The 24,708-nt window shown below is 52.7% G+C and carries 22 protein-coding genes and 1 tRNA gene; 15 read left to right on the top strand and 8 right to left on the bottom strand.

Annotated elements, in window-relative coordinates:
* Window positions 1–49: 49 nt before the first annotated feature.
* The 5 genes from ACLM7Z_RS12565 to ACLM7Z_RS12545 all read right to left on the bottom strand — a co-directional run bounded on the left by ACLM7Z_RS12565 (window position 50) and on the right by ACLM7Z_RS12545 (window position 6,146).
* Entirely contained in the window at window positions 50–1,195 is a 1,146-nt protein-coding gene (locus tag ACLM7Z_RS12565) for an acyl-CoA dehydrogenase (protein WP_087019901.1), read from the bottom strand.
* Window positions 1,196–1,285: 90 nt separating this feature from the next.
* A complete protein-coding gene (locus ACLM7Z_RS12560) occupies window positions 1,286–2,287 on the bottom strand; it encodes an electron transfer flavoprotein subunit alpha/FixB family protein (RefSeq protein WP_087019905.1) in 1,002 nt (333 codons plus the stop codon).
* Window positions 2,288–2,303: 16 nt separating this feature from the next.
* The gene (locus tag ACLM7Z_RS12555; protein ID WP_435645252.1) at window positions 2,304–3,104 is read right to left on the bottom strand and encodes an electron transfer flavoprotein subunit beta/FixA family protein; all 801 of its coding nucleotides are present in this window, start codon (window positions 3,102–3,104) and stop codon (window positions 2,304–2,306) included.
* Window positions 3,105–3,139: 35 nt separating this feature from the next.
* Window positions 3,140–4,561: an FAD-binding oxidoreductase gene (locus tag ACLM7Z_RS12550; protein ID WP_435645251.1), complete on the bottom strand. Its 1,422-nt coding sequence runs from the start codon at window positions 4,559–4,561 to the stop codon at window positions 3,140–3,142.
* Window positions 4,562–4,604: 43 nt separating this feature from the next.
* Entirely contained in the window at window positions 4,605–6,146 is a 1,542-nt protein-coding gene (locus ACLM7Z_RS12545) for an L-lactate permease (protein WP_087019914.1), read from the bottom strand.
* A gap of 282 nt (window positions 6,147–6,428) precedes the next feature.
* Between ACLM7Z_RS12545 and ACLM7Z_RS12540 the strand changes: the two genes are divergently transcribed.
* Window positions 6,429–6,590 carry a hypothetical protein gene (locus ACLM7Z_RS12540; RefSeq protein ID WP_435645250.1) on the top strand — a complete coding sequence of 54 codons (162 nt, stop codon included), beginning with the start codon at window positions 6,429–6,431 and terminating at the stop codon, window positions 6,588–6,590.
* A 49-nt stretch (window positions 6,591–6,639) separates the two neighbouring features.
* On the opposite strand, the gene ACLM7Z_RS12535 is transcribed toward ACLM7Z_RS12540, so the two are convergent.
* Together ACLM7Z_RS12535 and ACLM7Z_RS12530 are read right to left on the bottom strand one after the other, a co-directional pair.
* The gene (locus ACLM7Z_RS12535) at window positions 6,640–7,386 is read right to left on the bottom strand and encodes a FadR/GntR family transcriptional regulator (protein ID WP_435645249.1); all 747 of its coding nucleotides are present in this window, start codon (window positions 7,384–7,386) and stop codon (window positions 6,640–6,642) included.
* A gap of 313 nt (window positions 7,387–7,699) precedes the next feature.
* Window positions 7,700–7,776: transfer RNA gene (locus tag ACLM7Z_RS12530), tRNA-Pro, on the bottom strand.
* A gap of 292 nt (window positions 7,777–8,068) precedes the next feature.
* Here ACLM7Z_RS12530 and recJ point away from each other — a divergent pair.
* From recJ to ACLM7Z_RS12480, 10 genes are all read left to right on the top strand, one after another.
* Window positions 8,069–10,183 carry a single-stranded-DNA-specific exonuclease RecJ gene (gene recJ, locus ACLM7Z_RS12525; protein WP_435645248.1) on the top strand — a complete coding sequence of 705 codons (2,115 nt, stop codon included), beginning with the start codon at window positions 8,069–8,071 and terminating at the stop codon, window positions 10,181–10,183.
* A gap of 10 nt (window positions 10,184–10,193) precedes the next feature.
* Complete coding sequence (locus tag ACLM7Z_RS12520) at window positions 10,194–12,350, top strand: RelA/SpoT family protein (RefSeq protein WP_407922959.1); 2,157 nt, start codon at window positions 10,194–10,196, stop codon at window positions 12,348–12,350.
* 10 nt (window positions 12,351–12,360) lie between these two features.
* On the top strand, window positions 12,361–12,819 hold the full coding sequence (dtd, locus tag ACLM7Z_RS12515) for a D-aminoacyl-tRNA deacylase (protein ID WP_087019928.1): 459 nt from the start codon (window positions 12,361–12,363) through the stop codon (window positions 12,817–12,819).
* A 10-nt stretch (window positions 12,820–12,829) separates the two neighbouring features.
* Window positions 12,830–13,480, top strand: coding sequence for an MBL fold metallo-hydrolase (locus ACLM7Z_RS12510; protein ID WP_087019931.1), 651 nt, complete (start codon window positions 12,830–12,832; stop codon window positions 13,478–13,480).
* Window positions 13,477–14,946 (top strand): coproporphyrinogen dehydrogenase HemZ, encoded by a 1,470-nt coding sequence (gene hemZ, locus ACLM7Z_RS12505; RefSeq protein ID WP_087019934.1) that lies wholly within the window; start codon window positions 13,477–13,479, stop codon window positions 14,944–14,946. Before ACLM7Z_RS12510 ends, hemZ begins: the two co-directional genes overlap by 4 nt.
* Before the next feature lie 9 nt (window positions 14,947–14,955).
* Complete coding sequence (locus ACLM7Z_RS12500) at window positions 14,956–15,876, top strand: uridine kinase family protein (protein WP_087019939.1); 921 nt, start codon at window positions 14,956–14,958, stop codon at window positions 15,874–15,876.
* Window positions 15,877–15,940: 64 nt separating this feature from the next.
* Entirely contained in the window at window positions 15,941–16,345 is a 405-nt protein-coding gene (locus ACLM7Z_RS12495; RefSeq protein ID WP_087019942.1) for a zinc ribbon domain-containing protein, read from the top strand.
* 95 nt (window positions 16,346–16,440) lie between these two features.
* On the top strand, window positions 16,441–18,018 hold the full coding sequence (locus tag ACLM7Z_RS12490) for a putative polysaccharide biosynthesis protein (RefSeq protein WP_087019945.1): 1,578 nt from the start codon (window positions 16,441–16,443) through the stop codon (window positions 18,016–18,018).
* A gap of 39 nt (window positions 18,019–18,057) precedes the next feature.
* Window positions 18,058–18,846 carry a nucleoside triphosphate pyrophosphohydrolase gene (gene mazG / locus ACLM7Z_RS12485; protein ID WP_242969832.1) on the top strand — a complete coding sequence of 263 codons (789 nt, stop codon included), beginning with the start codon at window positions 18,058–18,060 and terminating at the stop codon, window positions 18,844–18,846.
* Complete coding sequence (locus ACLM7Z_RS12480; RefSeq protein ID WP_087019950.1) at window positions 18,843–19,121, top strand: HU family DNA-binding protein; 279 nt, start codon at window positions 18,843–18,845, stop codon at window positions 19,119–19,121. The genes mazG and ACLM7Z_RS12480 overlap by 4 nt, the downstream gene beginning before the upstream one ends.
* Before the next feature lie 212 nt (window positions 19,122–19,333).
* Here the strand turns inward: ACLM7Z_RS12480 and ACLM7Z_RS12475 are convergent, their stop codons facing one another.
* The gene (locus ACLM7Z_RS12475) at window positions 19,334–20,116 is read right to left on the bottom strand and encodes a ZIP family metal transporter (RefSeq protein ID WP_087019953.1); all 783 of its coding nucleotides are present in this window, start codon (window positions 20,114–20,116) and stop codon (window positions 19,334–19,336) included.
* A 178-nt stretch (window positions 20,117–20,294) separates the two neighbouring features.
* On the opposite strand from ACLM7Z_RS12475, the gene ACLM7Z_RS12470 reads away from it, so the two are divergent.
* From ACLM7Z_RS12470 to ACLM7Z_RS12455, 4 genes are read left to right on the top strand one after another with little or no spacing between them, the layout of a single operon-like run.
* On the top strand, window positions 20,295–22,028 hold the full coding sequence (locus tag ACLM7Z_RS12470; protein ID WP_435645778.1) for an ABC transporter ATP-binding protein/permease: 1,734 nt from the start codon (window positions 20,295–20,297) through the stop codon (window positions 22,026–22,028).
* Window positions 22,025–23,680, top strand: coding sequence for an amino acid ABC transporter ATP-binding/permease protein (locus tag ACLM7Z_RS12465; protein WP_242969833.1), 1,656 nt, complete (start codon window positions 22,025–22,027; stop codon window positions 23,678–23,680). Before ACLM7Z_RS12470 ends, ACLM7Z_RS12465 begins: the two co-directional genes overlap by 4 nt.
* Complete coding sequence (locus ACLM7Z_RS12460; protein WP_435645247.1) at window positions 23,680–24,015, top strand: nitrous oxide-stimulated promoter family protein; 336 nt, start codon at window positions 23,680–23,682, stop codon at window positions 24,013–24,015. The genes ACLM7Z_RS12465 and ACLM7Z_RS12460 overlap by 1 nt, the downstream gene beginning before the upstream one ends.
* Entirely contained in the window at window positions 24,012–24,410 is a 399-nt protein-coding gene (locus tag ACLM7Z_RS12455; RefSeq protein WP_435645246.1) for a YbaN family protein, read from the top strand. Before ACLM7Z_RS12460 ends, ACLM7Z_RS12455 begins: the two co-directional genes overlap by 4 nt.
* Window positions 24,411–24,708 lie beyond the last annotated feature (298 nt).

The raw sequence follows: 24,708 nt of genomic DNA, 5'->3' as shown, positions 1-24,708 counted from the left end.
TAATAAGTAGAAGGGGGTATACAGGCTTGTTATCGTATATACAGCTCGATCACTTGACGCCCATCCAACCGGAGATGACCATCATCTGAACTTCGCTGGTGCCTTCATAGATTTCCGTAATCTTTGCGTCACGCATCATGCGCTCAATCGGATAATCCTTGGTGTAGCCGTAGCCGCCGAACAGCTGCAGGCAGCGACGGGTAACATCACTCGCATTGTTGGCAGCAACCAGCTTCGCCATAGCAGCCAGATGCGTATACTTTTCATGGTTGTCCTTTGCGCAGGCTGCCTGATAAACCAGCAGCTTGGCAGCTTCGGTGTTTGCCTGCATTTTAGCCAGCTCGAACTGCGTGTTCTGGAACTGGGAAATGCGGCGGCCAAACTGCGTGCGCTCCTGAACATACTTGACAGTTTCCTCGATTGCGCCCTCTGCGATGCCGAGTGCCTGTGCAGCGATACCGATACGACCGCCGTCCAGCGTCATCATCGCATACTTGAAGCCCTTGCCGATTTCACCGACCAGGTTTTCCTTCGGAACGATGCAGTCCTCGAAGATCAGCTCACAGGTAGAGGAAGCGCGGATGCCCATTTTGTTTTCATGCTTGCCGATGGAGAAGCCCGGCATGCCCTTTTCCACGATGAATGCGGAAATGCCCTTGTTGCCCAGAGACTTGTCCGTCATGGCGAGGATGAAGAAGATGTCAGCAGCACCTGCGTTGGTGATGAAGATTTTGGAGCCGTTCAGGACCCAGTGGTCGTCATCAACCAGAACAGCGGTGGTCTTCTGCTGCGAGGAATCGGTGCCCGCGGACGGCTCGGTCAGGCCGAAAGCGCCCAGCTTTTCACCGGTTGCCAGCGGAACGAGATATTTCTGCTTCTGCTCCTCCGTACCGAACATGTAGATCGGCGTTGCGCACAGCGAGGTGTGTGCGGATACAATAACACCGGTGGATGCGCAGACCTTGCTGAGCTCTTCGATACACTGGACATAGCTCAGCGTATCCATGCCGGCTCCGCCGTACTCTTCCGGGAACGGGATGCCCAGAAGACCCATTTCAGCCATTTTCTTTACATTTTCCATCGGGAAACGCTCGGTTTCATCGATTTCAGCCGCGATCGGCTTAACTTCATTCTGTGCAAATTCGCGATACAGGTCAATCAGTTCCTGATGTTCTTCATCAATTCGAAAATCCATAGATATACCTCACTTTTTACTGTCGTTGATTAGGAAAGATGGGGGAGAAACCGGTGGGCAATTTCTCCCCCTATGGGCTGGAAGAAGAATTTATGCCTTGATCTTCTTGTATGCTTCGATAAAGGCCGGGATGACATCGAACAGATTGCCGACAATGCCGTAATCTGCTACTTCAAAGATCGGTGCCTCCTCGTCCTTGTTGATTGCAATGATGGTATCAGAACCGCTCATGCCGGCAACGTGCTGAATTGCACCGGAAATGCCGCAGGCGATGTATACCTTCGGAGCAACGGTCTTGCCGGACTGGCCGACCTGATGTGCATGCGGCATCCAGCCTGCATCGACAACAGCACGGGAACAGCCAACGGTTGCGCCGAGAAGATCAGCCAGCTCACGGATGGTGGCAAAGCCTTCTGCACTGCCGACACCGCGGCCGCCGGATACGATAATGTCAGCCTCTTCCAGATTGACTGCTTCGGCAACTTCCTTGACACGCTCGACCAGCTTGGTGCGGATGGCATCTGCGGCAACATGGATGTCCTCGCGGATGATTTCACCGGTCTTATCTGCCTGATAGGGAGCCTTCTTGAAGACTGCCGGACGGACGGTACCCATCTGCGGACGGCATTCCGGGCACTCGATGGTAGCCATGAGGTTGCCGCCGAATGTCGGACGGGTCCATGCAATGCAGCCGGTCTCTTCGTCGATATCCAGTGCGGTGCAGTCAGCAGTCAGGCCGGTTTTCAGACGGCAGGATACACGCGGACCCATGTCACGGCCGTTGTTGGTTGCGCCAATGATGACGGTTTCCGGCTTGTGCTTCTGGATCAGCTCGAACAGTGCCGTTGCAAAAGCATCGGTGGAATAATATTCGTACTCGTCGCCTTCTACCAGGATTGCGCTGTCGGCGCCATAGCAGATGGCATCCTTTGCCACGTGCTCGACATCCTTGCCGATGACGACAGCAACCAGCTTGCAGCCCTTTTTATCAGCCAGTTCTCTGGCCGGGTTGAGCAGCTCGAAGCCAACATTCTTGGCCTTGCCGCATTCTGTTTCAACGAACACCCAAATGTTCTGATATGCTTCACTCATAATGGTTACCTCTCAATCACAGGATCTTCGCATCAGTCAGCAGGGTTGCCAACTGTGCCGCAGCTTCGTCAGCCGGCAGACCGGCAATCTTCATGCCGTTCTTTTCGCGGCTCGGCGTATATGTGCTCTTGACCTTGGTGGGGGAGCCCTTCAGACCGCAGCGGGCAACATCAATCTTGAGGTCTTCCGCGGTCAGCACCGGAATCGGCTTTTTCTTTGCAGCCATCTTGCTGCGGATGGTCGGGTAACGCGGTTCTGTCGGGAGCTTGACAACTGTGACAACAGCCGGAAGGGAAGTGGTCATCAGGTCATAGCCCTCATCGCATTCACGCTTGACCTGGATTGCACCGTCTTCGACGGTCAGATCCATCGCATAGGTGATCTGCGGCAGACCCAGATGCTCTGCCAGCTCAGGGCCAACCTGTGCTGTATCACCGTCGACAGCCTGCTTGCCGCAGAGAATCAGATCGAACGGTGCTCTTTCCTTTTCTTCCACTGCCTTGACGACATGGGAGAGGATAAAGCTGGTGGCGAGGGTATCCGAACCGCCGAACTCCCTGCCGCTGACAAGATAGGCAGCATCTGCGCCGACAGACAGGCAGGTTTTGAGTGCATCAGCCGCCTGCTCCGGGCCCATGGATACAACGACAACTTTGCCGCCGACTGCTTCCTTGATCTGGACGCCGGCTTCCAGCGCATAGGTATCAAACGGGTTTACGATGCTCGGTACGCCAGCGCGGACCAGAGTATGAGTTTCCGGATCAATCTTGATTTCGTTGGTATCCGGTACCTGCTTTACACAGACTAAGATATTCATAGGACAGCCTCCTGTTTGTTCATTTAAAATTCTGCTTACAGACGGTAGCAGACCTTGCCCGGATTGAGGATCATATTCGGGTCAAATACATGCTTGATGCCTTCCATCAGGCGCATGTTGGTTTCGCCGACCGATTCGACCAGATACTTGATCTTGCCGGAGCCGATGCCGTGTTCGCCGGAAACCAGTCCGCCCAGTGCGGTAGCTTCTGCGTAGATCAGTTCGAAGAACTTGTCAACGCGGGCCTTGAATTCGTCCTCAGTCAGGTCGTTGGAGCACTGATAGATGTGCAGATTGCCATCGCCTGCATGGCCGAAGCTCTTGATGGTCAGGCCGCACTCTTCGCCGGTCTTGTTGACATAAGCCAGATAGGATGCAATCTTGTTGACCGGAACGACAACGTCGCACTCGTCCAGCAGCTTGGTTTCCTCCATGATTGCTTCGAGGAAGCTGGAGCGGGCTGCCCATGCGTCCTTCATCTTGTTCGGCGTGTCGGCAACCAGGACGTCGATGGCACCGGCTTCCATAACCAGTTCGGCTGCCTGCTCAATCAGGACATCCAGCTCGTCTTCATTGTTGGCGTCCAGCGTGACAAGCAGATAAGCGCCGGCGGTAATGCCGTCAATGACCTGCGGGAATACGCTGCGGCCGATATAGCGCTCGGACGACAGGACGATCTCGCGCTCCATAAATTCAAGCGCCTGCGGGTCCATATGTGCCATCTTAAACTTCGGAACGGTGGAAATACAGGTGTCGAGATCCTCGAACGGGATAATCAGGCTGGCAACCTTCTTCGGCGCCGGGATAATTTTGAGGGTGAGTTCGGTGATGATGCCCAGCGTGCCTTCCGAACCGATCATGAGGTTCAGCAGGGAGTAGCCGGAAGAGGTCTTGGAAACAGTTGCGCCGAGGTGGGTGATCTCGCCGGTCGGCAGAACAACGGTCATGGCGCGGACATAATCGCGCGTTGCACCGTACTTGACAGCACGCATGCCGCCTGCGTTTGTTGCGACGTTGCCGCCGACACAGGCAAACTTTTCACCCGGATCAGGCGGATACAGGAGACCCTTGCTGCTGCAGTCTTCCGCGAGGTCGTTGAGCAGCACGCCCGGCTGAATGCGGACGACAAAGTTTTCCAGATCGTATTCCAGAATCTGATTCATCTTGGTGGTGTCGATGAGCACGCCGCCGTACAGCGGAACTGCACCGCCTGCCAGACCGGTACCGGCGCCGCGCGGGGTAACCGGAATCTTGTTTTCATTGCAAATCTTCATGACTGCGGCAACCTCTTCGGTGCTGCGCGGCACAACGACGCAGTCAGGAGCATGGGTGCCATAAATCGGCATTTCGTCCTTGCTGTAGTCCGGATTGATGTCCTCGCCGGTAATCACATTTCCGGGAGCAGCTGCCTGCAGCTGTTCAATGATTTCAGCTGTCAATGTGTTGTAAGTACTCATATAAATTCCCTCCTACTCAAAATTGAGTTATTATTTAAAACAATCACAGGATCAGCGAGCCTGCAAAGCAGACAATGCCTGCAAGAATGACGTATGCAACACAGTATTTAATGGATATTTTCAGAATCTGGCTGTCTGAATTGGGCTGGTTGATTGCGCCGACGCCGATTGCAATCGACTGCGGACAGATCATCTTGCCGATGCAGGCACCGACCGTATTTGCGGATGCGAGCCAGGCTGCATTGATGCCGAGGGCGGATGCGGTTTCTGCCTGCAGACCGCCGAACAGAACCGTTGTAGATGTACCGGAACCAGTGACGAATGCACCCAGTGCACCGATCAGCGGGGCAACGAACGGATAATAGTGGCCGGTTGCCGCGACGAAGAACTTCGCGATGTCGGAGATCATGCCGCTGTGGCTCATGACCTTGGCGAGTGCGAGAACCGAGCAGATGGTCAGAATGGTCTTGGCCATGCTCACCATTGTCTTTTTAAAGACCTTCCACATCGTGGAAAAGGATGCGCCCTGGACAAGGCCGCCGATAATCGCAGCGATAAAGATCAGGATACCGGGTGTGTTGACCCAGCTGAAGCTCAGCGTTGAGGTATCATCGCCGGCATAAACATGTACCGTGGATTTGAACTGTGCCAGGAAATCGTGAATCGGCGGAATCAGGCTGGATGTTACCATCAGCAGAACAAAGATCAGCAGGAACGGCATCCATGCGCGGATGGCCTCGCCCAATGCAATCGATTTGTTCGATTCGCTCTTTTCAGCGGAGATACAAAATTCTGCCGGAGGATTGCGGTTGAAAATGCGGGAAGCGATGACGGTGCCAACCATGCAGCAGATGGAGCCCAGAATATCCGGCAGTTCTGCGCCGAGGAAATGGGATGCCAGATAGAACGGAACCACAAAGCAAAGGCTGGAGATCAGCGTTGTCGGGATCATGCCTTTGAGACCCTTGAACCCCTTGCCGCACATGGCGACCATGACAAACGGGGTGATGAACATAAACAGCGACAGCTGGAGGCCGGTGGCACTGGCCAGTGTCGGGACATCCACACCGGTGACAGAGCCGAGTGTCGTTGTCGGAACGCCTACCGAACCGAATGCTGTCGGAGCAGCATTCGCGACCAGACAAACGACGGCGGAAAAGATCGGCTCAAAGCCCAATGCGACCAGCATGCTTGCGGGAATGGCAACGGCGGTGCCAAAACCTGCCATGCCTTCCATAAAGCCACCGAAACCCCAGGCGATAATCAAAACAAGAACACGCTTATCGTTGGACACCATCGTAAGCATCTGCTTGATTTTATCCATCGCCTTGGTTTCGAGTGTCAGGTTATACGTGAACATCGCTGCCACGATAACCAGGCAGATCGGCCAAAGAGCATTCAGAATGCCTTCGACACAAGCGGTAGCCATATTGATGGCACTGAACTTCCAGATCATCATAGAAGCGATGATGCCAACAATCAGTGCGATGGGACAGGCGCGATAGCCGGGCATCTTCAGTACGGCCAATGCGATGATCAGCCAAATGATAGGCAGCATCGCAAGGATAAACTTCAGAAACAGCATATTACTACTCTCCTTTACTGCATCTCTTTCGGGCAAATTGGCATTACCAATTTTCGAATTAAATTCTGCGATAATCCTGCCACTCTCAAGATTATGCAAATTCAATTGCCGAATTTCGCAAATTCTGCCGGATTATATTGGACAATATTCGCTTTGTGTCCAAAAATAACGGGAAGAATCTGAGGATTGCAGCTGCGCACCGTTAAATTGGTACTACCTTCTACATGTTTTATTCTACAACTGGATTTTTTGAAAATCAAGAGCAATCGGCGAAGTTTTCCAATGCCGGAAAAAAACGGGTTGGCACACGGAAAAAGCGACAAAACAGCACTTTCTGTCGATTGCTTTGCAAATAACAGATTTTTTATTTCCAAAAATGAACAAAAAGCGGAAGGGGGAAAAGAAAATTTCGGCACAATTGCACAAACGGTGGCAGGCCAATAAAAAACCGCAGATCTGCGGGCAGAGCTGCGGGAAAGGGAGGCAAATCAGTTTATACGGACTGAATCTGGAGCGTGCGATCCGGTTCGTGATCGGAAAAATCCGGACGTTTTTGCTCGAATTTGATGACATGCTCCTTGACAATTTCAAAGTGCTGTTCCATCGCTTCGTATGCGCGCGGCGCGTCGTGCGTCAGCAGACCGTTGTAAATGTCCCAGTGTGCGGCGCGCAGCGCCTTGGAACGACGGCGGTCAGCGAGAATCGAGGTGCGCAGGTTTTTGATAAAGATATCCAATAGGTCACTCATCAGCTGTGTAAGATAGATCATCAGTGTATTATGCGATGCTTGGATCAGAATGCGATGGAATTCCACATCCAGCTTTGCGTTGCTTTTGAGGCTCATCGGTTCGTCCATCTGCTGCAGGACATCGTGCAGTCGCTCCAGTTCCTCCTGGGTGATATTCTGTACCGCGAGCGTGAGCGCTTCAAATTCCATGGCGCGGCGGGTATCAAAGATTTCATTATAGCTGATGTCGCGCAGAACCATCAGCATATTAAAAGACTGCGTAAAATAACCGTGCGGATCGCAGCAGATATAATTGCCGGAGCCCTGAAGACTTTTGACAAACCCCATCATTTCCAGCATACGGATTGCTTCGCGGACGGAATTGCGGCTCACGCCCAGCTGTTCTGCGATATCCCGTTCGGCAGGCAGTTTGTAGCCGATACCGATTTCTCCGCTGAGTATTTTGCCTTTAAAATAATCGAATACGACTCTGTATGCTTTTTTTTCAACCATATTGTTCACCTGTGTCTTTTATGATGGGATAACGCGCAGTGCGAAATATCCTGAATAAACATAAATCATTATATTGGATTTGAACACCGTTTGTAAATATATAAAAGTATAAATAATTTGTACTTTTTCATAACGAAATGTAGATAGAATGGCACACATACAGTACGAAAGTAAACAGAAAAGACAGAAAGAGAGTAAAACAGGACAAAAAGCGGGGGATGCCAAAAACGGGCGTATGCATATCCGCTGGATTGTATCCGGTGCCATGACATGAAAAAAGACGAACGATGAGAATCAATCGTTCGTCTGAAGATGGTCGAGGTGGCGGGACTTGAACCCACGGCCTCTGCGTCCCGAACGCAGCGCTCTACCAAACTGAGCCACACCTCGTTATTCTGTTTCGCAACCTTTCTCGCTGCAACGAAAATTATTATATCAGGCATCTGTTGGAATGTCAACAATTATTTTCTGGTTTTGCAAAGTTTTTTCGCGTTTGCCTTTTTGATGGCAGGAAAAGATGCTGCTCTGAAAGACAGACAGGGATATGACATGCCATATGCATGACAAAAATCGGAAAAAGCGGATATCTGGTCGGAGATTTTAGTAATTTTGTCTATAATCTTGAGAGTGTCTGGTTTTTTTGTTATAATATCTTTGAATTAAAATAAAAAGAGGAGTTGCAATGAAATCGAAAAAATGGAATATTGCTGCACCGAATCGCGAGAAGATCCGAAATCTCTCGCGTCAGTGCGGATATGCGCCATTGACTGCCGCTGTTTTGTGCGCACGCGGGCTGGATACACCGGAACAGGCAGCTGAATTTCTCTCTTGCGACCTGTCCGGGCTGCATGATCCGTTGCTGTTGCCCGATATGCAGGCGGCTGTGGACACCATTCGCACTGCAATCCTGCGCGGGGAACACATTACGGTATTCGGTGATTACGATGTCGACGGCATTACATCAACCTGTGTGCTTATCCGGTATCTGAAAAGCCAGGGCGCAACATGCAGCTACTACATCCCGGATCGGCTCACGGAGGGCTATGGCCTGAATAAGAAGGCGTTGCTGGAGCTGCGGAACAGAGGAGTTTCTCTGGTCGTGACCGTCGATTCCGGCATTACTGCGGCGGAGGAAATCGCCTATGCGCGCCAGATCGGCCTGAAGGTAGTTGTCACCGACCACCATGAATGCAAGGACAGCCTGCCGGATGCCATCGCCGTGGTCAACCCGAAGCGTGCTGACAGCACCTACCCGTTTAAGGATCTTGCGGGTGTCGGTGTGGTGTTCAAGCTGATCTGTGCACTCGCCGGGTCGGCGCAGCTGGGGAGCATTCTGGCATCCTATCTGGATCTGGTTGCCGTCGGCACCATTGCCGATGTTATGACGTTACAGGGCGAGAACCGCGTGATTGTTGCCAACGGTCTGCGGGTTCTCCAGCAGACACACAATCCCGGCCTGCGCATGCTGATGCGCGAATCCGGTGTGGAAACGCGCCGCATGACCTCGACAATTGTCAGCTTTACCCTCGCACCGCGTATCAATGCCGCCGGGCGTATGGGCTGCGCCGATCAGGCGGCAGAGCTGTTTCTGACAGACAACCCGCTGCGTGCACAGGAGATTGCCGCTATGCTGTGCTGTCAGAATAAAGAGCGGCAAAATGCGGAAAATGCCATTTTAAAGCAGGCGTTTGATGTGCTTCAAAAAGAATATGACCCGCAGGTCGACCGTATGATTGTGCTGTGGGGGGAAAATTGGCATCACGGTGTCATCGGCATTGTCTCGTCCCGCATTTCCGATCGGTATGGCTGTCCGACTGTCCTCATTTCGCTTGATGGCGATCAGGGCAAGGGCTCCGGCCGTTCCGTGGGCGGGTTCAACCTGTTCGAAGCGCTGGAAAACAGCGCACAATACCTCGAAAAATTCGGCGGGCACGCGCTGGCAGCCGGTCTTACCATCAGCCGAGATCAATTGCCTGCGTTCAAGCAAAGCATCTGCGCATATGCGCGCGAAAACATTCATGACGAAGATTTGATGCCGGTTGTCGACATCGACTGTCTGATTACGCCGGATGATATTTCTCTCGAAGCTATTCGTGATCTTGGCATTCTCGAACCGTATGGCATGGGAAACCGCGAGCCGGTGTTTGCCGTCCGGGAGCTTACAGTGGAGGAAATCACCCCGATTTCCAGTGACCGACATCTGAAAATGTCGCTTATCAAGGGCGGCAGGCGGTTTACTGCCATGCTGTTCGGCACAGGCTCCGGTGGATGCCCGGTTGTACAGGGTGATGTCGTGGATGCTGCGTTCAGTCTGGAAATCAACACCTTCCGCGGGCGGCAGGACATTCAACTGATGCTGAAGGATATCCGCCTGAGTGATTGCGAGCTGGAAAAGGATCACTATTACTTGTCTGTATATTCTGCCTTTATCAATGGGAAGGAGCTGACAGACCGGCAGGTGAATGACATGTATCCGGACAGAGCAGATCTGGTTGCTGTCTGGCGTCATATTATTTCGCGTGCGGAAGCAGGCAAGCTGACAGCACCGTACAACACCCTTTCCCGGCGCATTTCCTATGAATCGCGCCGCTGTATCAACATCGGAGAGCTGTTTGTCTGTCTGGATGTCTTTTCCGAGAGCTGCCTGCTGAGCTATCATTTCAAAAACAACCTGCTACATATCAGGCTGCGGCCCTTCAAGGGAAAAGCGGATATCACGAAATCCGTGGTTCTCGCAACCCTGCGGCAGAGAAAACAACAGAGTACCGCCGATCATTCGATCACAGCCGGGGAGTAAGCGTATGGATATGAAAACAAAAATTGATTTTTTGATCGAACGTGTGCAGAAGCAGAATTCTTCCGCAAATGTCGAGAAAATCCGCGCCGCATATGAATGTGCCGCTGCGGCGCATGAAGGGCAGAAGCGTAAAAACGGCGATCCGTATATCATTCATCCGGTATCTGTCGCTGAAATTATCGTTGAGATGGGGTTGGATACCGACTCGATCTGTGCCGGTCTGCTGCACGACTGCATGGAGGACACTGATTTCCAGTATGCACAGATTGAGGAAAAATTCGGCACATCGGTTGCAAACCTTGTCGATGGCGTCACCCGCCTGGGCCGCCTGCATTACTCCAAGGAGCAGGAACAGATGGAGGATCTGCGCAAGATGCTCATCGCCATGGCGAAGGATATCCGTGTCATTCTGATTAAGCTCGCTGACCGCCTGCACAACATGCGGACGATTGAGTTTATGCCGGAGGAAAAACAGCGCTCTAAATCGCTGGAGACCATGGAGATTTATGCGCCGATTGCACACCGCCTTGGCATGCAGAAGATCAAGTGGGAGCTGGAGGATCTTTCGCTCCAGCGGCTCGACCCGGTCGGTTATCAGGAAATTGTAGACGGTCTCGCGCGCCAGCAAAACGAGCATGAGGAAATGTTGGAGCGCATCAAAAAGACCATCGGCAAAAAGCTGGATGAGAGCGGCATCCGCAACTCGATTTCCGCGCGCGTCAAGCACATCTATAGCATTTATCGCAAGATGTATGCACAGAATAAAAGCATTGACGAAATTTATGACATTTGCGCCGTGCGCGTCATCGTCGATTCGGTTGCGGACTGCTACAATGTCCTTGGCTATGTGCACGACTTGTATAAGCCCATTCCGGGCAGATTCAAGGACTATATCTCCACGCCAAAGCCGAACGGCTACCGCTCGCTGCATACGACCGTTATCGGACGTTCGGGCGTGCCGTTTGAAGTGCAGATCCGCACGGAGGAAATGCACAAGATGGCGGAATACGGTGTCGCGGCACACTGGAAATACAAGCAGGGCGTCGACAAGACCGGCAATGAGGAAACATATGCGTGGATTCGCCAGCTGCTGGAATCGCAGCAGGATACCGAAGCGGAGGACTTTATCAAGGCGATCAAGGTCGACCTGTTCTCCGATGAGGTCTTTGTCTTCACGCCGAAGGGCGATGTTGTCAATCTTCCGGCGGGGTCTACGCCGATTGACTTTGCCTATGGCATTCATTCCGCTGTCGGCAACCGTATGATCGGGTGCAAGATCAACGGCCGCATTGCGCCGATTGATTATGCGCTGCAAAATGGCGATATCGTGGAGGTGCTCACGTCCAAGGAAACTCATGGCCCGAAGCGTGACTGGCTCAAGATGATTAAGACCTCTGAGGCGCGCAACAAAATCAAACAGTGGTTTAAAAAAGAATGCCGCGAGGAGAATATCGAACAGGGCCGGGAGGATCTCGACCGCGAGCTGCGTTCCAGCCTGCTGTACAGCCATTTTATGGAGAAACCGGAAATTCAACAGGCCGTGCTGACCAAGTTCGGGTATCCGTCGCTGGAAGAACTGTATGCGGCCATCGGCTATGGCGGCATCACGGTCACCAAGGTGCTCAACAAGGTGAAGGATGAGGTTATCCGCGCGAAAAAGGCGGAGGAGGCACATCATCCGCTGACCACTCACAAGCATACCAAGTCGGATTCGGGCGTTATTGTCGAGGATATCGGCAACTGTAAGGTCAAATTTGCGCGCTGCTGTACGCCGATCCCGGGCGATGATATCATAGGCTATATCACGCGCGGCTATGGCGTATCTGTCCACCGCAAGGACTGCGTCAATGTTAAAAACAGCAGTCCGGAGGATCGCGATCGCTGGATCAAGGTCTCATGGGATGAAAACCACATCGAGGTCAAGGAACGCTTCAGTACAGCCCTTCAGGTCTCCACGACCGACCGCATGGGCGTCATGAGTGAGGTGCTCCAGATTCTCGCAAATAACCATATCAATGTGCGCGACTTCAACGGCAAAACGCTGTCGGAGGGCTTTGGCATCATCAACATTGTGATTGACGTGACCGGCCTGTCCCAGCTGGATGCGCTGACCAAAAAGCTGCGCAGCATCAAGGGCGTCATCAACGTCGTCCGCCAGTCGACGTGAGGAGGGCGCAATGAGAGCAGTATTACAGCGCGTGTCACATGCAAAGGTGACAATTGACGGCACTGTGTCGGGCGAGATTGGAAAGGGCTTTCTGATCCTGCTCGGCGTTGCGCCGGAGGATACCGCGGAGGAAGCGCTCTATCTGGCGCGCAAATGTGTCGGTCTGCGTGTTTTCACCGATGAAAACGATAAAATGAACCTGTCGCTCGACGATGTCGGCGGGAAAATTCTCGCTGTCAGCCAGTTTACACTGTATGCCGATTGTCGCAAAGGCAAGCGCCCCAATTTCATCGGCGCGGCGAAGGGCGAACAGGCAAACGAACTGTATGAATATTTTGTATCCTGCTGCCGGGGTCTCGGGATTGAGACACAGACCGGCGAATTTGGTGCAGACATGCAGGTTGAGCTGTTGAACGACGGCCCGGTGACCATTCTTATGGATACCGATGAGCTGATGCGAAAGAAATAAAGGAGACTGTATGAAAATCAAGCAATTTTGTGTGGGTGATGTCGCCACCAACTGCTATCTGGTATATGATGAGAATACCCTCGAGGGTGCCATTGTCGATCCCGGCGACCGTGCAGACATGCTTCTGGCGGAGATCGAGGATAAAAAAATAACGCTGAAATATATCCTGCTGACACATGCGCATTTCGACCATATTCTTGCGGTCGGCGCACTCAAAAAAGCCACAGGCGCGCAGGTTGTCGTCAGCAAAGCGGACGAATACCTGTTTGACGCAAATGCATCGCTGTCCCCCTTTGGCGCATATGGCCGTCAGCTGATGAACCGCTTTGATTTCCCGGGCGCGGATATCTGGGCAGAAGAGGGAACAGAGGTCACGTTCGGCGGCATGACGGCAAAGTATCTCAGCACACCGGGACATACGCCCGGCTCATGTACGATTCTGTTGGACAACAGCATTCTGTTTACGGGTGACACGCTGTTCTGCCAGTCCTGTGGCCGCACTGACCTGCCGGGAGGCGACTGGCATGCGATGCTGAAGTCGCTCAAACGGCTGTATGAGCTGCCGGGAGATTATCAGGTGCTGCCGGGACATGAATCGCTGTCCACATTGGAGCGGGAGCGCGCATCCAATCCGTATATGCAGCAGGCTGTGAAACAATGATCTATACTGTACACGGTCTGGAAAATGACCATCATGTCCGTGAAATGCTGCTGTGCCTGCTGCCTGCTGAGACCCCGGAACGCGTAGAGTTTGCGCCGGAGGGCACGGATGCGCTTGGCGTAGCCATCGACCACACTGGGACAGAGACTGTGATTCGCGTCTGTTGTACGCGCGGGGGCAGACAGGTCTGCGTGGAACAGCGCGCGCCGGTTACAGACAGCGAAGAGGATACCAAGCGCGCGCAGACACATGCGGTGAAATCGGCCATTTTTGAAGCGGTAACCCCGTTTTTGGATGCCGTTCCCGAGTGGGGATCCCTGACCGGCGTCCGTCCGGCGAAATTTGCGCGCGGCTTTCTCGAAAAGGGGTATACCCCGGTACAGGTCGCACAACTGATGACCGAGCAATACCATGTTTCACCGGCACGGCGTGCACTCGCCATTCGTTCAGCGGGCATTGCGCTCGATTGTAAAAAACGGCTGCATCCGCGCGATATCTCCATTTATATCGGCATTCCGTTCTGTCCGTCGCGGTGCAGCTACTGCTCCTTTGTCAGCCATTCCATCGAGAAGGCAGGCAGACTCATGGCGGAATATCTGGATACGCTGTGCGCGGAAATCGTGCATACGGGTAAAATCATAAAGCAGGCGGATCTGCATATTATCTCGATGTATATCGGCGGCGGCACGCCGACCACGCTGTCGGCAGAACAGCTGGAACGCCTGCTGGATACCGTACAAAACGCCTTTGATTTACAGTATATGACGGAATTTACTGTCGAGGCAGGGCGTCCGGACACCATCACTGAGGAAAAGCTGCATGTGCTGGCACAGCATGACGTCGACCGCATTTCCATCAATCCGCAGTCGATGAATGACGAGGTGCTTGCTGCAATCGGGCGGCACCACAGCGCACAGGCTGTGCTGGACACCTACGAAATGGCGCGTGGCATCGGCTTCCGTGCCATCAATATGGACACCATCGCAGGGTTGGACGGCGACACACCGGAGAGCTTTGCGCATACCATGGATACACTCATCGGGCTGAACCCGGAAAATATTACCGTCCATACGCTCGCCGCCAAGCGCGGCGCAGACCAGCACGACCGTGTGCGCAACGCGGAAAAGCACGAGACTGTGCGACAGATGCTGGATATCGCGTCCCAAAATCTGACCGCTGCCGGCTATGCGCCGTATTATCTGTACCGCCAGAAATTCATGGCGGGTGGCTTTGAGAATGTCGGCTGGTGCAAAATGGGATATGAATGCTGGTATAATGTCTATATGATGGAGGAGCTTCAGACCATTGTATCGCTCGGCGCGGGCGGCATGACCAAGTTGCTGAGCGCGGATGGAAGAAAAATCCGGCGCATCAACAACCCGAAATATCCATATGAATACAATACTTCATTGGAAAAAATCAACGCGGGGAAGCAGGCATTGCTTGCCTGGGCTTCCGAATTGTGAGGGATTTGCTTGCAGTATCTCAATCTTGAGGATATCAATGAACGCTGCCGCCGGGATCCGGCGGAGTTCGTTGCTTCCTGTGAACAGAGCTATACCAATGTCATCGAGAATGTCGCGGAACGCATCTGTGCGGGATGTGAGGAACGCATGATCCTGCTGCTCAATGGCCCGTCCTCCAGCGGAAAGACCACGACAGCGCATCGCATTCGCGATGCCGCACAGCGAAAGGGGATCCGGACGCATTCGATTTCCATGGATGACTATTATCTGAGCCGGAATACCTATTCTGTCCCGAAGGACGAGGACGGTGCGGATGATCTGGAATCCCCGTTGTGTATGGATCTGCCGCTGCTCAGCGAGCATCTGGCTGCACTGTGCGAGGGGAAAACCATAGAAGTTCCCAAGTATGACTTCATGACGCACCGGCGGACAGAAGAGCGGGAAGAGGTCCGTTTGGGCAAGGGAGAAATTGCCGTCATCGAAGGCATCCATGCGCTCAACGATGTCATTACCGGCAAGATAAAGGAACACGCCATCGGGGTCTATATGGCGGTCGGCACAGAGGTCGTCCTGTCCAACGACTGGCGGCTCGCACCCCATGAGCTGCGGTTTGTGCGGCGTGCCATCCGCGACCGGAATTTCCGCGATGCACCGATTTCGGATACCATTCGGATGTGGCGCTCTGTCCGGCGCGGTGAACGGCTGTATATTCGGCCATATATCCCATCAGCTTCCTATATTCTCAACACGTATCTGCCCTATGAGGACTGTATTCTGATGAATCAGCTTCGCCAGGAAGCGGAGCCGTACCATCAGGACATGATTGACGCGGGACTGGAACCGCTTGTCCGGGCACTCGACCGATTTGAGCCGCTGGAAAACTTAGAGCTGATCCCGCCGCAGTCTATCATGCATGAATTCATCGGCTGACACTGACGCAACAAAGAAATACGAAAGCCGGCTGTCAGTCCGCTTTCGCGAAAGGAGCTTTATCATGGATAAGAAAGTGAATAGTTTTCTCGAAAAAGCCAGAGTATCCGCAGAGTTGTTTGCCAACCGTACCGGGCGGGTTGCGACGCAGGCCGCCAGCACAGCCGGAAAGACCGCAAGCAATGTGGTGGAGGCGACCCGGCTGAATCTCCGGATTTTCGATCTGAACACAGAAATTGAAATCCTGTATAAGGAAATCGGCAAAATGGTTTATGCCGTGCACAGCGGCACGACGGGAAATCAGGATGAAATGCAGATCAAGCTGGAGCTCATTGATGAAAAGCTGGATAAAATTGCTGCAATCCGCGAAAAGTTGAGCCAGGTCAAGTCGACGGTCACCTGTCCGAATTGCGGCAGAGAATGCGGGCCGGACGACACGTTTTGCAGCAGCTGCGGTGCACAGCTGTAACCCACTGGTACACAGGAAAACCATCCGCTTCGGCTTCTAATGTCTGCACTTGCGTCATACCTTGTCTATCATAGGAAGACAAGGGAGGCGTGGGGATGAAACAAAGGGAAAGCTTTGTCGGCGGTGCGATGGCACTGCTTGTGTCCGGCATTGTCGTCAAGCTGCTCGGCGCGCTGTTCAAGGTGCCGCTGACCAATCTCATTGGCGACAGCGGCATGGGGCTGTTTTCGTTTGCGATGCAGTTTTTTTCACTGCTGTTCGTCGTATGTGCGGCCGGCCTTCCCGTTGCGGAGTCGCATCTGGTATCCGAGGCGCTTGCGCTGGGCGACCGCAGGCGGGCACAGGCGGTTGTCGTACATGCCGCAGCCGTGTTTGGCGCGCTTGCGCTGGCGATGTCGGTGCTGCTCGCTACCTTTGCGCCGATGATCTGCCGCCTGTTTGGAGAATCCATTAACACGGCATACTGCCTTGCTGCCATCGCACCTGCCGTTTTCTTTGTCACGCTGGAAGCGGCACTGCGCGGCTGGTATCAGGGAACAGGCAACATGGTTCCAACGGCAATTTCTCAGGTTGCGGAGGCAATAGGAAAGCTCATGGTGGGTCTGACGCTTGCCTGGACATTTCTGGACAGAGGGTTTGGCATAACCGGCGCCGCAGTCGGTGCGGTCATCGGCGTGAGCTGCGGTGAACTGGCCGCTACGTGTTACCTGCTCTGGAGTGCGCGGCGCGGGGTTCGACCGGCATTGCATATCCGGCAAAATGGGCCATCCGTCCTGCCGCAACTGTTCCGCCTGATGGTGCCTGTCACGCTGGGAGCGGCTGTCATGACGGCGTCGGGCTTTCTTGATATGGCAGTGATTTATCGTCGCCTGCCCGCCGCCGGATTTTCCCCTGAGGAGGTCGTGGCGGCATATGGCGCATACACCGGTATGGCCATGACACTGTTCAATTTGCCGCAGGCGCTGTCCAACTCGGTATCTGTCAGCGTGCTTCCCGCGCTGTCCGCAGCACATGCCCGGCGGAATACGATTCAGATGCGCCGCCTGACGACGTCCTCGCTGCGGCTGACACTGCTCGTCTGTCTGCCGTGCGGCGCAGGACTGTTTGTGCTGTCCGGCCCATTGCTCCGCGTATTGTTTGCCTCACAGCCGCGCGGCGTCCTGACAGCGGAACCATTGCTGCGCCTGCTCGGAATTGCAGAACCGTTGGTGGGGCTGTCTGCTGTGACCACTGCGGTTTTGCAGTCATTTGGACGCCCCGATCTGACGGTGTATTCGTCTGCCATCGGATGTGCGGTCAAATTTGCGGTCAGTTTTCGGCTGGCTGGCATGCCGGAGTACAACATTTCAGCAGCGCCCATTGGCACGCTGGTATGCTATACGATCATCCTGCTGCTCAATCTTATGTCGATTGTTCGGCTGACAGGTTGGCTGCCGCCGCTTGGAAAGGCAGTGTTTCGCCCGCTGCTGGCGTCCTGTGGCATGGCAGTAATTGTATATCGGATGTATCTGGCGCTGCTGCCGTATATTGGGCTGTGCCCTGCCGTCGTGCTTTCCATCTGCGCGGCAATCCCATTGTATGTGATTCTGCTGGTTGGACTGCGTGCACTGACGGCGGAGGATGTTCTGCCGCTGCCGGGCGGGGAACGGCTGGCACAGCTGCTGCGGCTGTGACGTCGTAATCAATTTCAGAAAGGACTTTTATCAATCATTATGGATTTTACAATAAAGGAACGCTATCAGTTTGAGGATCTGCTGAAGATCATGGAAATTCTGCGGAGTGAAAATGGCTGTATGTGGGATCGGGCGCAGGATCATCACAGCATCCGCCGCAACTTCATTGAGGAGACCTATGAGGTCTGTGAGGCGATTGATAACGAGGATGTCGATCTGCTCCGGGAGGAGTTGGGCGATGTGCTGCTTCAGGTCGTTTTTCACACCCGTATCGAGGAGGAAAAGGGGACATTCAACATCGACGATGTCGCGGACGGCATCTGTAAAAAGCTGATTTATCGTCATCCACATATTTTTGGCAGCGTAGATGTCGCGTCCACTGAGGAAATCCTCAACAATTGGGATGCGCTCAAAAAGGTAGAAAAAGGGCAGAAGAGCACGACGGACACGCTCAACAGTGTTGCGCGCAGTCTGCCCGCCCTGATTCGTGCGGAGAAAGTGCAGTACAAGGCAGCGAAGGTTGGCTTTGACTGGGATGACATCCGCGGCGCGCTGGACAAGGTACAGGAGGAGCTGGATGAAGTAAAGCGTGCAGTAAATGGTGACGGCGATCTGCCTGAAGAGATCGGCGATCTGCTGTTTGCCGCTGTCAATGTCGCACGTTTTGCGGATACCGATCCGGAGGGTGCCTTGAATGCGACGACGGAAAAATTCATCCGCCGTTTTTCCTATGTTGAACGCGTAGCAGCGGCGCAGGGAAAGAAACTGGAAGACATGACGCTGCGCGAAATGGATGCTCTCTGGGACGAGGGAAAGAGCAGGGAATGAAAAAGTCTGAATTTGCCGCAATGGTTGCCGAACGCGCCGGCATCCGCAAAAAAGATGCGGAGTATATCGTCGATCTGACATTCCGCTGCCTGAGTGATGCGCTGGCACAGGGAGAACGGGTTTCTGTGAGTGGTTTCGGTGTATTTGAGACCCGGGAGCGCGCTGCGCGTACCGGGCGTGTGCCGTCTACCGGCGAACAGATTGAAATACCTGCGGCACAGGTTCCCGTATTTAAGCCTGCGAAACAGCTGAAAGAGAAGGTAAATCCGTCCTGAGATTAAACGGGTATCCAGCACGTTTACACAGGTGTCCGGGAGAAAATAAGACAATATATCCATTTCACTGCGTGGATGCCGATAAATATGCAAATGTGGCTGCTTTCTTTGAGAAAGCAGCCACATTTTTTCTGACAAAATATAATGAGTTGGAAAGGACGATGGAAGCGATGACGATGTTCCTATACGGTATACGGAAGATCCCCGCACAATCAGCCTAACGCCACATCCAGTATCATCATGATGCTGAAACCTGCGGCAAAACACACAGTCCCTACATTGGAATGCTGTCCTGCGGACATTTCCGGGATCAGCTCTTCTACAACGACATAGAGCATGGCTCCGGCTGCAAAACTGAGCAGATATGGCATTGACGGAACCAACAGACTGGCTGCTGCAATGGTCAGAAGGGAACCGATTGGCTCTACAATGCCGGACAGGGCACCATAGGAAAAGGCTTTTCGTTTCCTGACACCCTCCGCCCACAGCGGCATGGAGATGATTGCACCCTCCGGAAAGTTCTGGATCGCAATGCCGAGTGACAGTGCCAGGGCACCCATGACCGAGATACCGGTATTCCCGGTCAGATAACCGGCGTAAACTACACCTACTGCCATTCCTTCCGGAATATTGTGCAGCGTTACCGCGAGCACCAGCATTGTTGTGCGCTGCAAATTGCTTTTCGGACCTTCCGCCTGATCTGCATTCCGATGCAGATGGGGAATCACATGATCCAGCAGAAGCAAAAATAAAATACCGAGCCAAAATCCTGCAGCAGCTGGGAAAAACGACCATTTCCCCATATGTTCCGCCTGATCCAACGCCGGAATCAGCAGGCTCCAGATGGAGGCTGCCACCATAACGCCTGCCGCGAAGCCGGACAGGGCTCTTTGTAAACGGTCACTCATGGCATTTTTTAAAAAGAATACACAGGCCGAACCGGAAACGGTCCCCAAAAAGGGGAGAAATATCCCCTGTAAAAGCTGTAATGTCATGGATTTCCCTGCCTTTCCTATCAATATCTGTATGAAAGCAATCAGCGTCCCCGAAAAGACAATTCATGAAGACGAAATCTTGATTAGTAAGTGCTAATTAAAATAATCATAGCATTGAGTTGCCTGTTTGTCAATAACGCAGTCCCGCTTACTTATCTGAAACGGAGATAACATAATGATGATGAACAAACGGCTGATCGGTGCGGTCAGCGAAAGCAAAAAGTATATCGCCGGAAATGTAGCCCTGCAATGGTGTTCGCTGGCGGCCAATATCGCTATGATTGGGGTGATCTGTCAACTGCTGGAACAGATGTACCGGGGCAGTGCCGGAAGCAAGGATCTTTTTACTGCGGTTGTGATTGCCATCAGCGCAGTGGTGATCCAGTTTGTATGTAATATAGGGTGTGCGCGGATGGGATATCTGTCCAGCCGGGCGGTGAAAAAGATCCTGCGGGAGAAAATCTATCAAAAGCTTTTGCAGCTGGGCAGCGCTTATAAGGAACAGGTTCAGACCTCTGAAGTGGTACAGGTGGCGGTAGAAGGTGTGGATCAGTTGGAGACATATTTCGGTGCATATCTGCCCCGGTTTTTTTATGCTATGCTGGCGCCGCTGACGCTGTTCCTCGTGCTGTGCTTCGTAAATGTTCCCCCCGCAATTGTATTGCTGGTGTGCGTGCCTCTGATTCCCATTGCCATTGCTGCAGTGCAAACCTGGGCGAAAAAGCTGTTGAGTAAATATTGGAACCAGTATACGGCCCTCGGTGACACATTTCTGGAAAATTTGCAGGGTTTAACCACGCTGAAAATTTATCAGGCGGATGCGTTTAAAAACCGGGAGATGAACGAGGAGTCGGAAAAATTCCGCCGCATCACCATGAAGGTGCTGACGATGCAGCTCAATTCCATCACCATTATGGATCTGATCGCCTATGGCGGTGCAGCAGCGGGGATTGTCATGGCGGTGACGCAGTTCCAGGCTGGCCATGTGGGATTGGGCGGCTGCCTTGCGATTATCCTGCTTGCCGCCGATTTCTTTATTCCCATGCGTCAGCTGGGCAGCTTTTTCCACATTGCCATGAACGGTATGGCGGCATCGGATAAGATTTTCCGGCTGCTGGATCTGCCGGAACCAGAGCAGAAAACCGGATCAGTCCCTGACAACTGTTCGATATGCTGTCAAAACCTGCATTTTTCTTATGAGCCGGAGCGGGAGATTTTAAAGGGTATTGACCTGTCTTTCCCCAAGGGCAGTTTTACCGCTATCGTGGGGGAAAGCGGCTGTGGCAAGTCCACGGCTGCATCTATCCTTATGGGAAGAAACAGAAGTTATGTCGGCTCCATTGCTGTAGGTGGCGTGCCGCTCTCGGAAATTTCAGAAGAGAGTCTTCTGAAAAACTTTACTTATGTCAGCCATCAGAGCTACCTGTTCAAAGGGACTGTCCGGGAAAATCTGCGGATGGGATGTCCTGATGCCGGAGAAGATTCCATGTGGAATGTGCTGGAACAGGTGAACCTGGCGGATTTTCTGCGAGGGGAGCAAGGGCTTGATACCCAGCTTGCGGAAAAGGCATCCAATCTTTCGGGAGGACAGTGTCAGCGACTTGCTCTGGCAAGAGCATTACTCCACGACAGTCCGGTATATTTCTTCGATGAAGCCACTTCTAATATTGATGTGGAAAGTGAAAATGATATTATGACTCAGATTCATACGTTAGCGAAAACCAAGACCGTTATTCTGATTTCCCACCGTCTTGCCAATGTCGCCGATGCGGACCGTATCTATGTAATGGATAGCGGCAGGGTGGTGGAAAACGGCACGCATGAGCAGCTTCTTTCCGCAGGCAGCTACTATGCCAGATTATGGAACGCTCAGCAGGCTCTGGAGAATTACGGAAGGGAGGCACTGGCATGAAAAGAAGTGGATTTACCGTGATGCGAAAGCTCATCGGGTTGGTAAAGCCCCTGACGGCATATATGATTCTCGCCATTGCCATGGGACTGATCGGTCATTTATGTGCTGCATTTCTCACTGTTTTTGGCGGATATGCCGTGCTGAATGTTTTGGGATTTGAAACGTCTCTGAATCTGACAGTTTTGTTTGCGAGTATGGCGGTATTTGCGTTGTTGCGGGCAGCGCTGCGCTATGGAGAGCAGGCTTGCAACCATTTTATTGCGTTCAAACTGTTGGCGCTGATCCGGGATCGGGTATTTCAGGCGCTGCGCCGTCTGTGCCCTGCCAAACTGGAAGGCAAAGATAAAGGCAATTTGGTTTCTGTTATTACTTCGGACATCGAGCTGCTGGAGGTGTTCTATGCCCACACCATCTCTCCGGCCGCCATTGCAACCCTGTTTTCTATGATTTTGTGCCTGTTTATCGGGCAGTATCATTGGAGCCTGGGGTTGCTGGCTCTGGCTGCTTATCTGATGGTGGGCGTGGTGGTGCCGCTTATCACATCCAAATACAGCGGAAACGATGGCATGAGATTCCGCACCCGGTCGGGCGATCTGAGCAGTTTTGTGCTGGACAGCCTTCGGGGATTGGCAGAGACCCAGCAGTACGGTCAGGGAGAAAAGCGGTTGGCAGAAATGAACCGTCGCACCAATGCACTTGCCGGAGACGAGGAACGCATGAAGCGAACTGCAGGCCGCAATACTGCTTGTACCAATACCATTATTCTGGCATTTGATCTGGCAATGCTTTTTGCTTCCGCCGGACTCTGTCAACAGCACTTGGTTGGTTTTGACGGCATTTTGATTCCTACTGTGGCGTTGATGAGTTCGTTTGGTCCCGTGGTTGCCCTGGCAAATCTGGGCAGCACACTGCAAAATACCTTCGCAGCAGGCAATCGGGTACTGGATATTCTGGAGGAAACGCCAGTGGCAAAGGAAGTTACGGGGCACGCTGACATTGCATTTACCGGTGCAGATGCCCAAAATGTATACTTTGCCTATGGAGAAGAGACCATTTTGCATGATGTTTCTGTAACGATTCCACGCAATCAGATTGTTGGCATTGTGGGACGCAGCGGCAGCGGCAAATCCACCCTGTTAAAGCTGTTCATGCGTTTCTGGGAAGTGCAGAAGGGACAGGTCAGTTTGTCCGGGCACACAGTAAACGATATCAACACTGCGAATTTACGCAACATGGAGAGCTTTGTCACGCAGGAAACTCATCTGTTTCATGACAGCATTAAAAATAATCTGCGGATTGCCAGACTGAATGCCACCGATGAGGAAATTGTCACAGCCTGCAAAAAGGCCTCTGTTCACGATTTCATCATGACATTGCCAAAGGGATATGACACTCCGGTGGGTGAGTTGGGTGATACCTTGTCCGGTGGTGAGCGCCAGCGGCTGGGGCTCGCAAGAGCTTTTCTGCACGATGCTCCGTTTTTGCTGCTGGATGAGCCGACCAGCAATCTGGATAGCCTGAATGAGGCGGGAATCCTTCGCTCCCAGCGGGAGGAGGGACAGGACAAAACCGTTGTGCTGGTATCGCATCGGGCTTCTACTATGCGGATTGCGGACAAGGTTTATTCCGTTGAGCATGGGAGGATGAGCTGATGGATATCCAGACCAGGCGGGAGCGGGAGAAGGCACTTGTCTTTCAGATGATTGCCCTGTACTGCAAAAAGAATCACGGCGGCCGGAAGTTGTGTTCCGACTGTGCTGCGTTGGATGCTTATGCACGGAAATGCAGCGATACATGCCCCTTTATGGAGAACAAAACCTTCTGTTCCAACTGCAAAGTGCATTGCTATCAGCCGGAAATGCGCGAAAAAATCCGTGAAGTCATGCGGTTTTCCGGACCGCGAATGATGTTTCGTCACCCGATCACAGTGGTGCGGCATGTCGTGGAAACACAAAAAGAAAAGAGACGATTGGAGAATAAAAAATGAACATCAAAAAGATTGTGTATCGTATATTGGGTTGTCTGGGTGTGGGACTGGGTGCTCTGGGGGCAGTGCTGCCTCTGCTTCCGGCATTTCCCTTTTTGTTGCTGGCGGCCTTCTGCTTTGGAAAAAGCTCTGACCGGCTCCATACCTGGTTTATTGGAACCAGACTTTATAAGGACAATCTGGAAAGCTATGTACAGGGGAAGGGAATGACCAGAAAAACCAAAATCCGTATTATGGTCACGGTGACTATCCTGATGAGCATCGGCTTTATCCTGATGCATCAGGTTCCTGTGGGATGCATTGTACTGGCCTGCGTATGGGTATTTCATCTCATTTACTTTCTTTTTGGTGTCAAGACCTTGCAGTCAGAGAAAACGGGAGAGCTGGCGGATTGATTGCGGCTCGGAGGATATGCCCATTTCTTTTGCGGATGCATAATCTCTGGCTGTCTTTCCTTTCCGGTTGCTGATAGAATGATATCCCCCTCTTGATGTGGTGTTTGTTATCCTGCATCAGGGGGGATTTTGTTGGATTCATTTTTTATCACGTATCATTTTACAAAAGTGAGCATAATTTTATCTTTCTTTTTTCCCGGATTATGGTATAATAAAAAACGTATATCGCAAAAATGACCTGATACAGCCTGGGGAGCAGGAGGATCCATCACAGGCTGGAAAAACAGGCGATTAAAAG

This window comes from Butyricicoccus porcorum (genome assembly GCF_051246315.1).
GTDB classification, from domain to species: domain Bacteria; phylum Bacillota; class Clostridia; order Oscillospirales; family Butyricicoccaceae; genus Butyricicoccus_A; species Butyricicoccus_A porcorum.
This window is presented reverse-complemented; position numbering and strand designations above follow the sequence as displayed.

Coding starts and splice junctions, on each gene's coding strand:
- ACLM7Z_RS12565 (WP_087019901.1), bottom strand. CDS start 1,195: ATGGATTTTCGAATTGATGAAGAACATCAGGAACTGATTGACCTGTAT.
- ACLM7Z_RS12560 (WP_087019905.1), bottom strand. CDS start 2,287: ATGAGTGAAGCATATCAGAACATTTGGGTGTTCGTTGAAACAGAATGC.
- ACLM7Z_RS12555 (WP_435645252.1), bottom strand. CDS start 3,104: ATGAATATCTTAGTCTGTGTAAAGCAGGTACCGGATACCAACGAAATC.
- ACLM7Z_RS12550 (WP_435645251.1), bottom strand. CDS start 4,561: ATGAGTACTTACAACACATTGACAGCTGAAATCATTGAACAGCTGCAG.
- ACLM7Z_RS12545 (WP_087019914.1), bottom strand. CDS start 6,146: ATGCTGTTTCTGAAGTTTATCCTTGCGATGCTGCCTATCATTTGGCTG.
- ACLM7Z_RS12540 (WP_435645250.1), top strand. CDS start 6,429: ATGCCGGAAAAAAACGGGTTGGCACACGGAAAAAGCGACAAAACAGCA.
- ACLM7Z_RS12535 (WP_435645249.1), bottom strand. CDS start 7,386: ATGGTTGAAAAAAAAGCATACAGAGTCGTATTCGATTATTTTAAAGGC.
- recJ (WP_435645248.1), top strand. CDS start 8,069: ATGAAATCGAAAAAATGGAATATTGCTGCACCGAATCGCGAGAAGATC.
- ACLM7Z_RS12520 (WP_407922959.1), top strand. CDS start 10,194: ATGAAAACAAAAATTGATTTTTTGATCGAACGTGTGCAGAAGCAGAAT.
- dtd (WP_087019928.1), top strand. CDS start 12,361: ATGAGAGCAGTATTACAGCGCGTGTCACATGCAAAGGTGACAATTGAC.
- ACLM7Z_RS12510 (WP_087019931.1), top strand. CDS start 12,830: ATGAAAATCAAGCAATTTTGTGTGGGTGATGTCGCCACCAACTGCTAT.
- hemZ (WP_087019934.1), top strand. CDS start 13,477: ATGATCTATACTGTACACGGTCTGGAAAATGACCATCATGTCCGTGAA.
- ACLM7Z_RS12495 (WP_087019942.1), top strand. CDS start 15,941: ATGGATAAGAAAGTGAATAGTTTTCTCGAAAAAGCCAGAGTATCCGCA.
- ACLM7Z_RS12490 (WP_087019945.1), top strand. CDS start 16,441: ATGAAACAAAGGGAAAGCTTTGTCGGCGGTGCGATGGCACTGCTTGTG.
- mazG (WP_242969832.1), top strand. CDS start 18,058: ATGGATTTTACAATAAAGGAACGCTATCAGTTTGAGGATCTGCTGAAG.
- ACLM7Z_RS12480 (WP_087019950.1), top strand. CDS start 18,843: ATGAAAAAGTCTGAATTTGCCGCAATGGTTGCCGAACGCGCCGGCATC.
- ACLM7Z_RS12475 (WP_087019953.1), bottom strand. CDS start 20,116: ATGACATTACAGCTTTTACAGGGGATATTTCTCCCCTTTTTGGGGACC.
- ACLM7Z_RS12470 (WP_435645778.1), top strand. CDS start 20,295: ATGATGAACAAACGGCTGATCGGTGCGGTCAGCGAAAGCAAAAAGTAT.
- ACLM7Z_RS12465 (WP_242969833.1), top strand. CDS start 22,025: ATGAAAAGAAGTGGATTTACCGTGATGCGAAAGCTCATCGGGTTGGTA.
- ACLM7Z_RS12460 (WP_435645247.1), top strand. CDS start 23,680: ATGGATATCCAGACCAGGCGGGAGCGGGAGAAGGCACTTGTCTTTCAG.
- ACLM7Z_RS12455 (WP_435645246.1), top strand. CDS start 24,012: ATGAACATCAAAAAGATTGTGTATCGTATATTGGGTTGTCTGGGTGTG.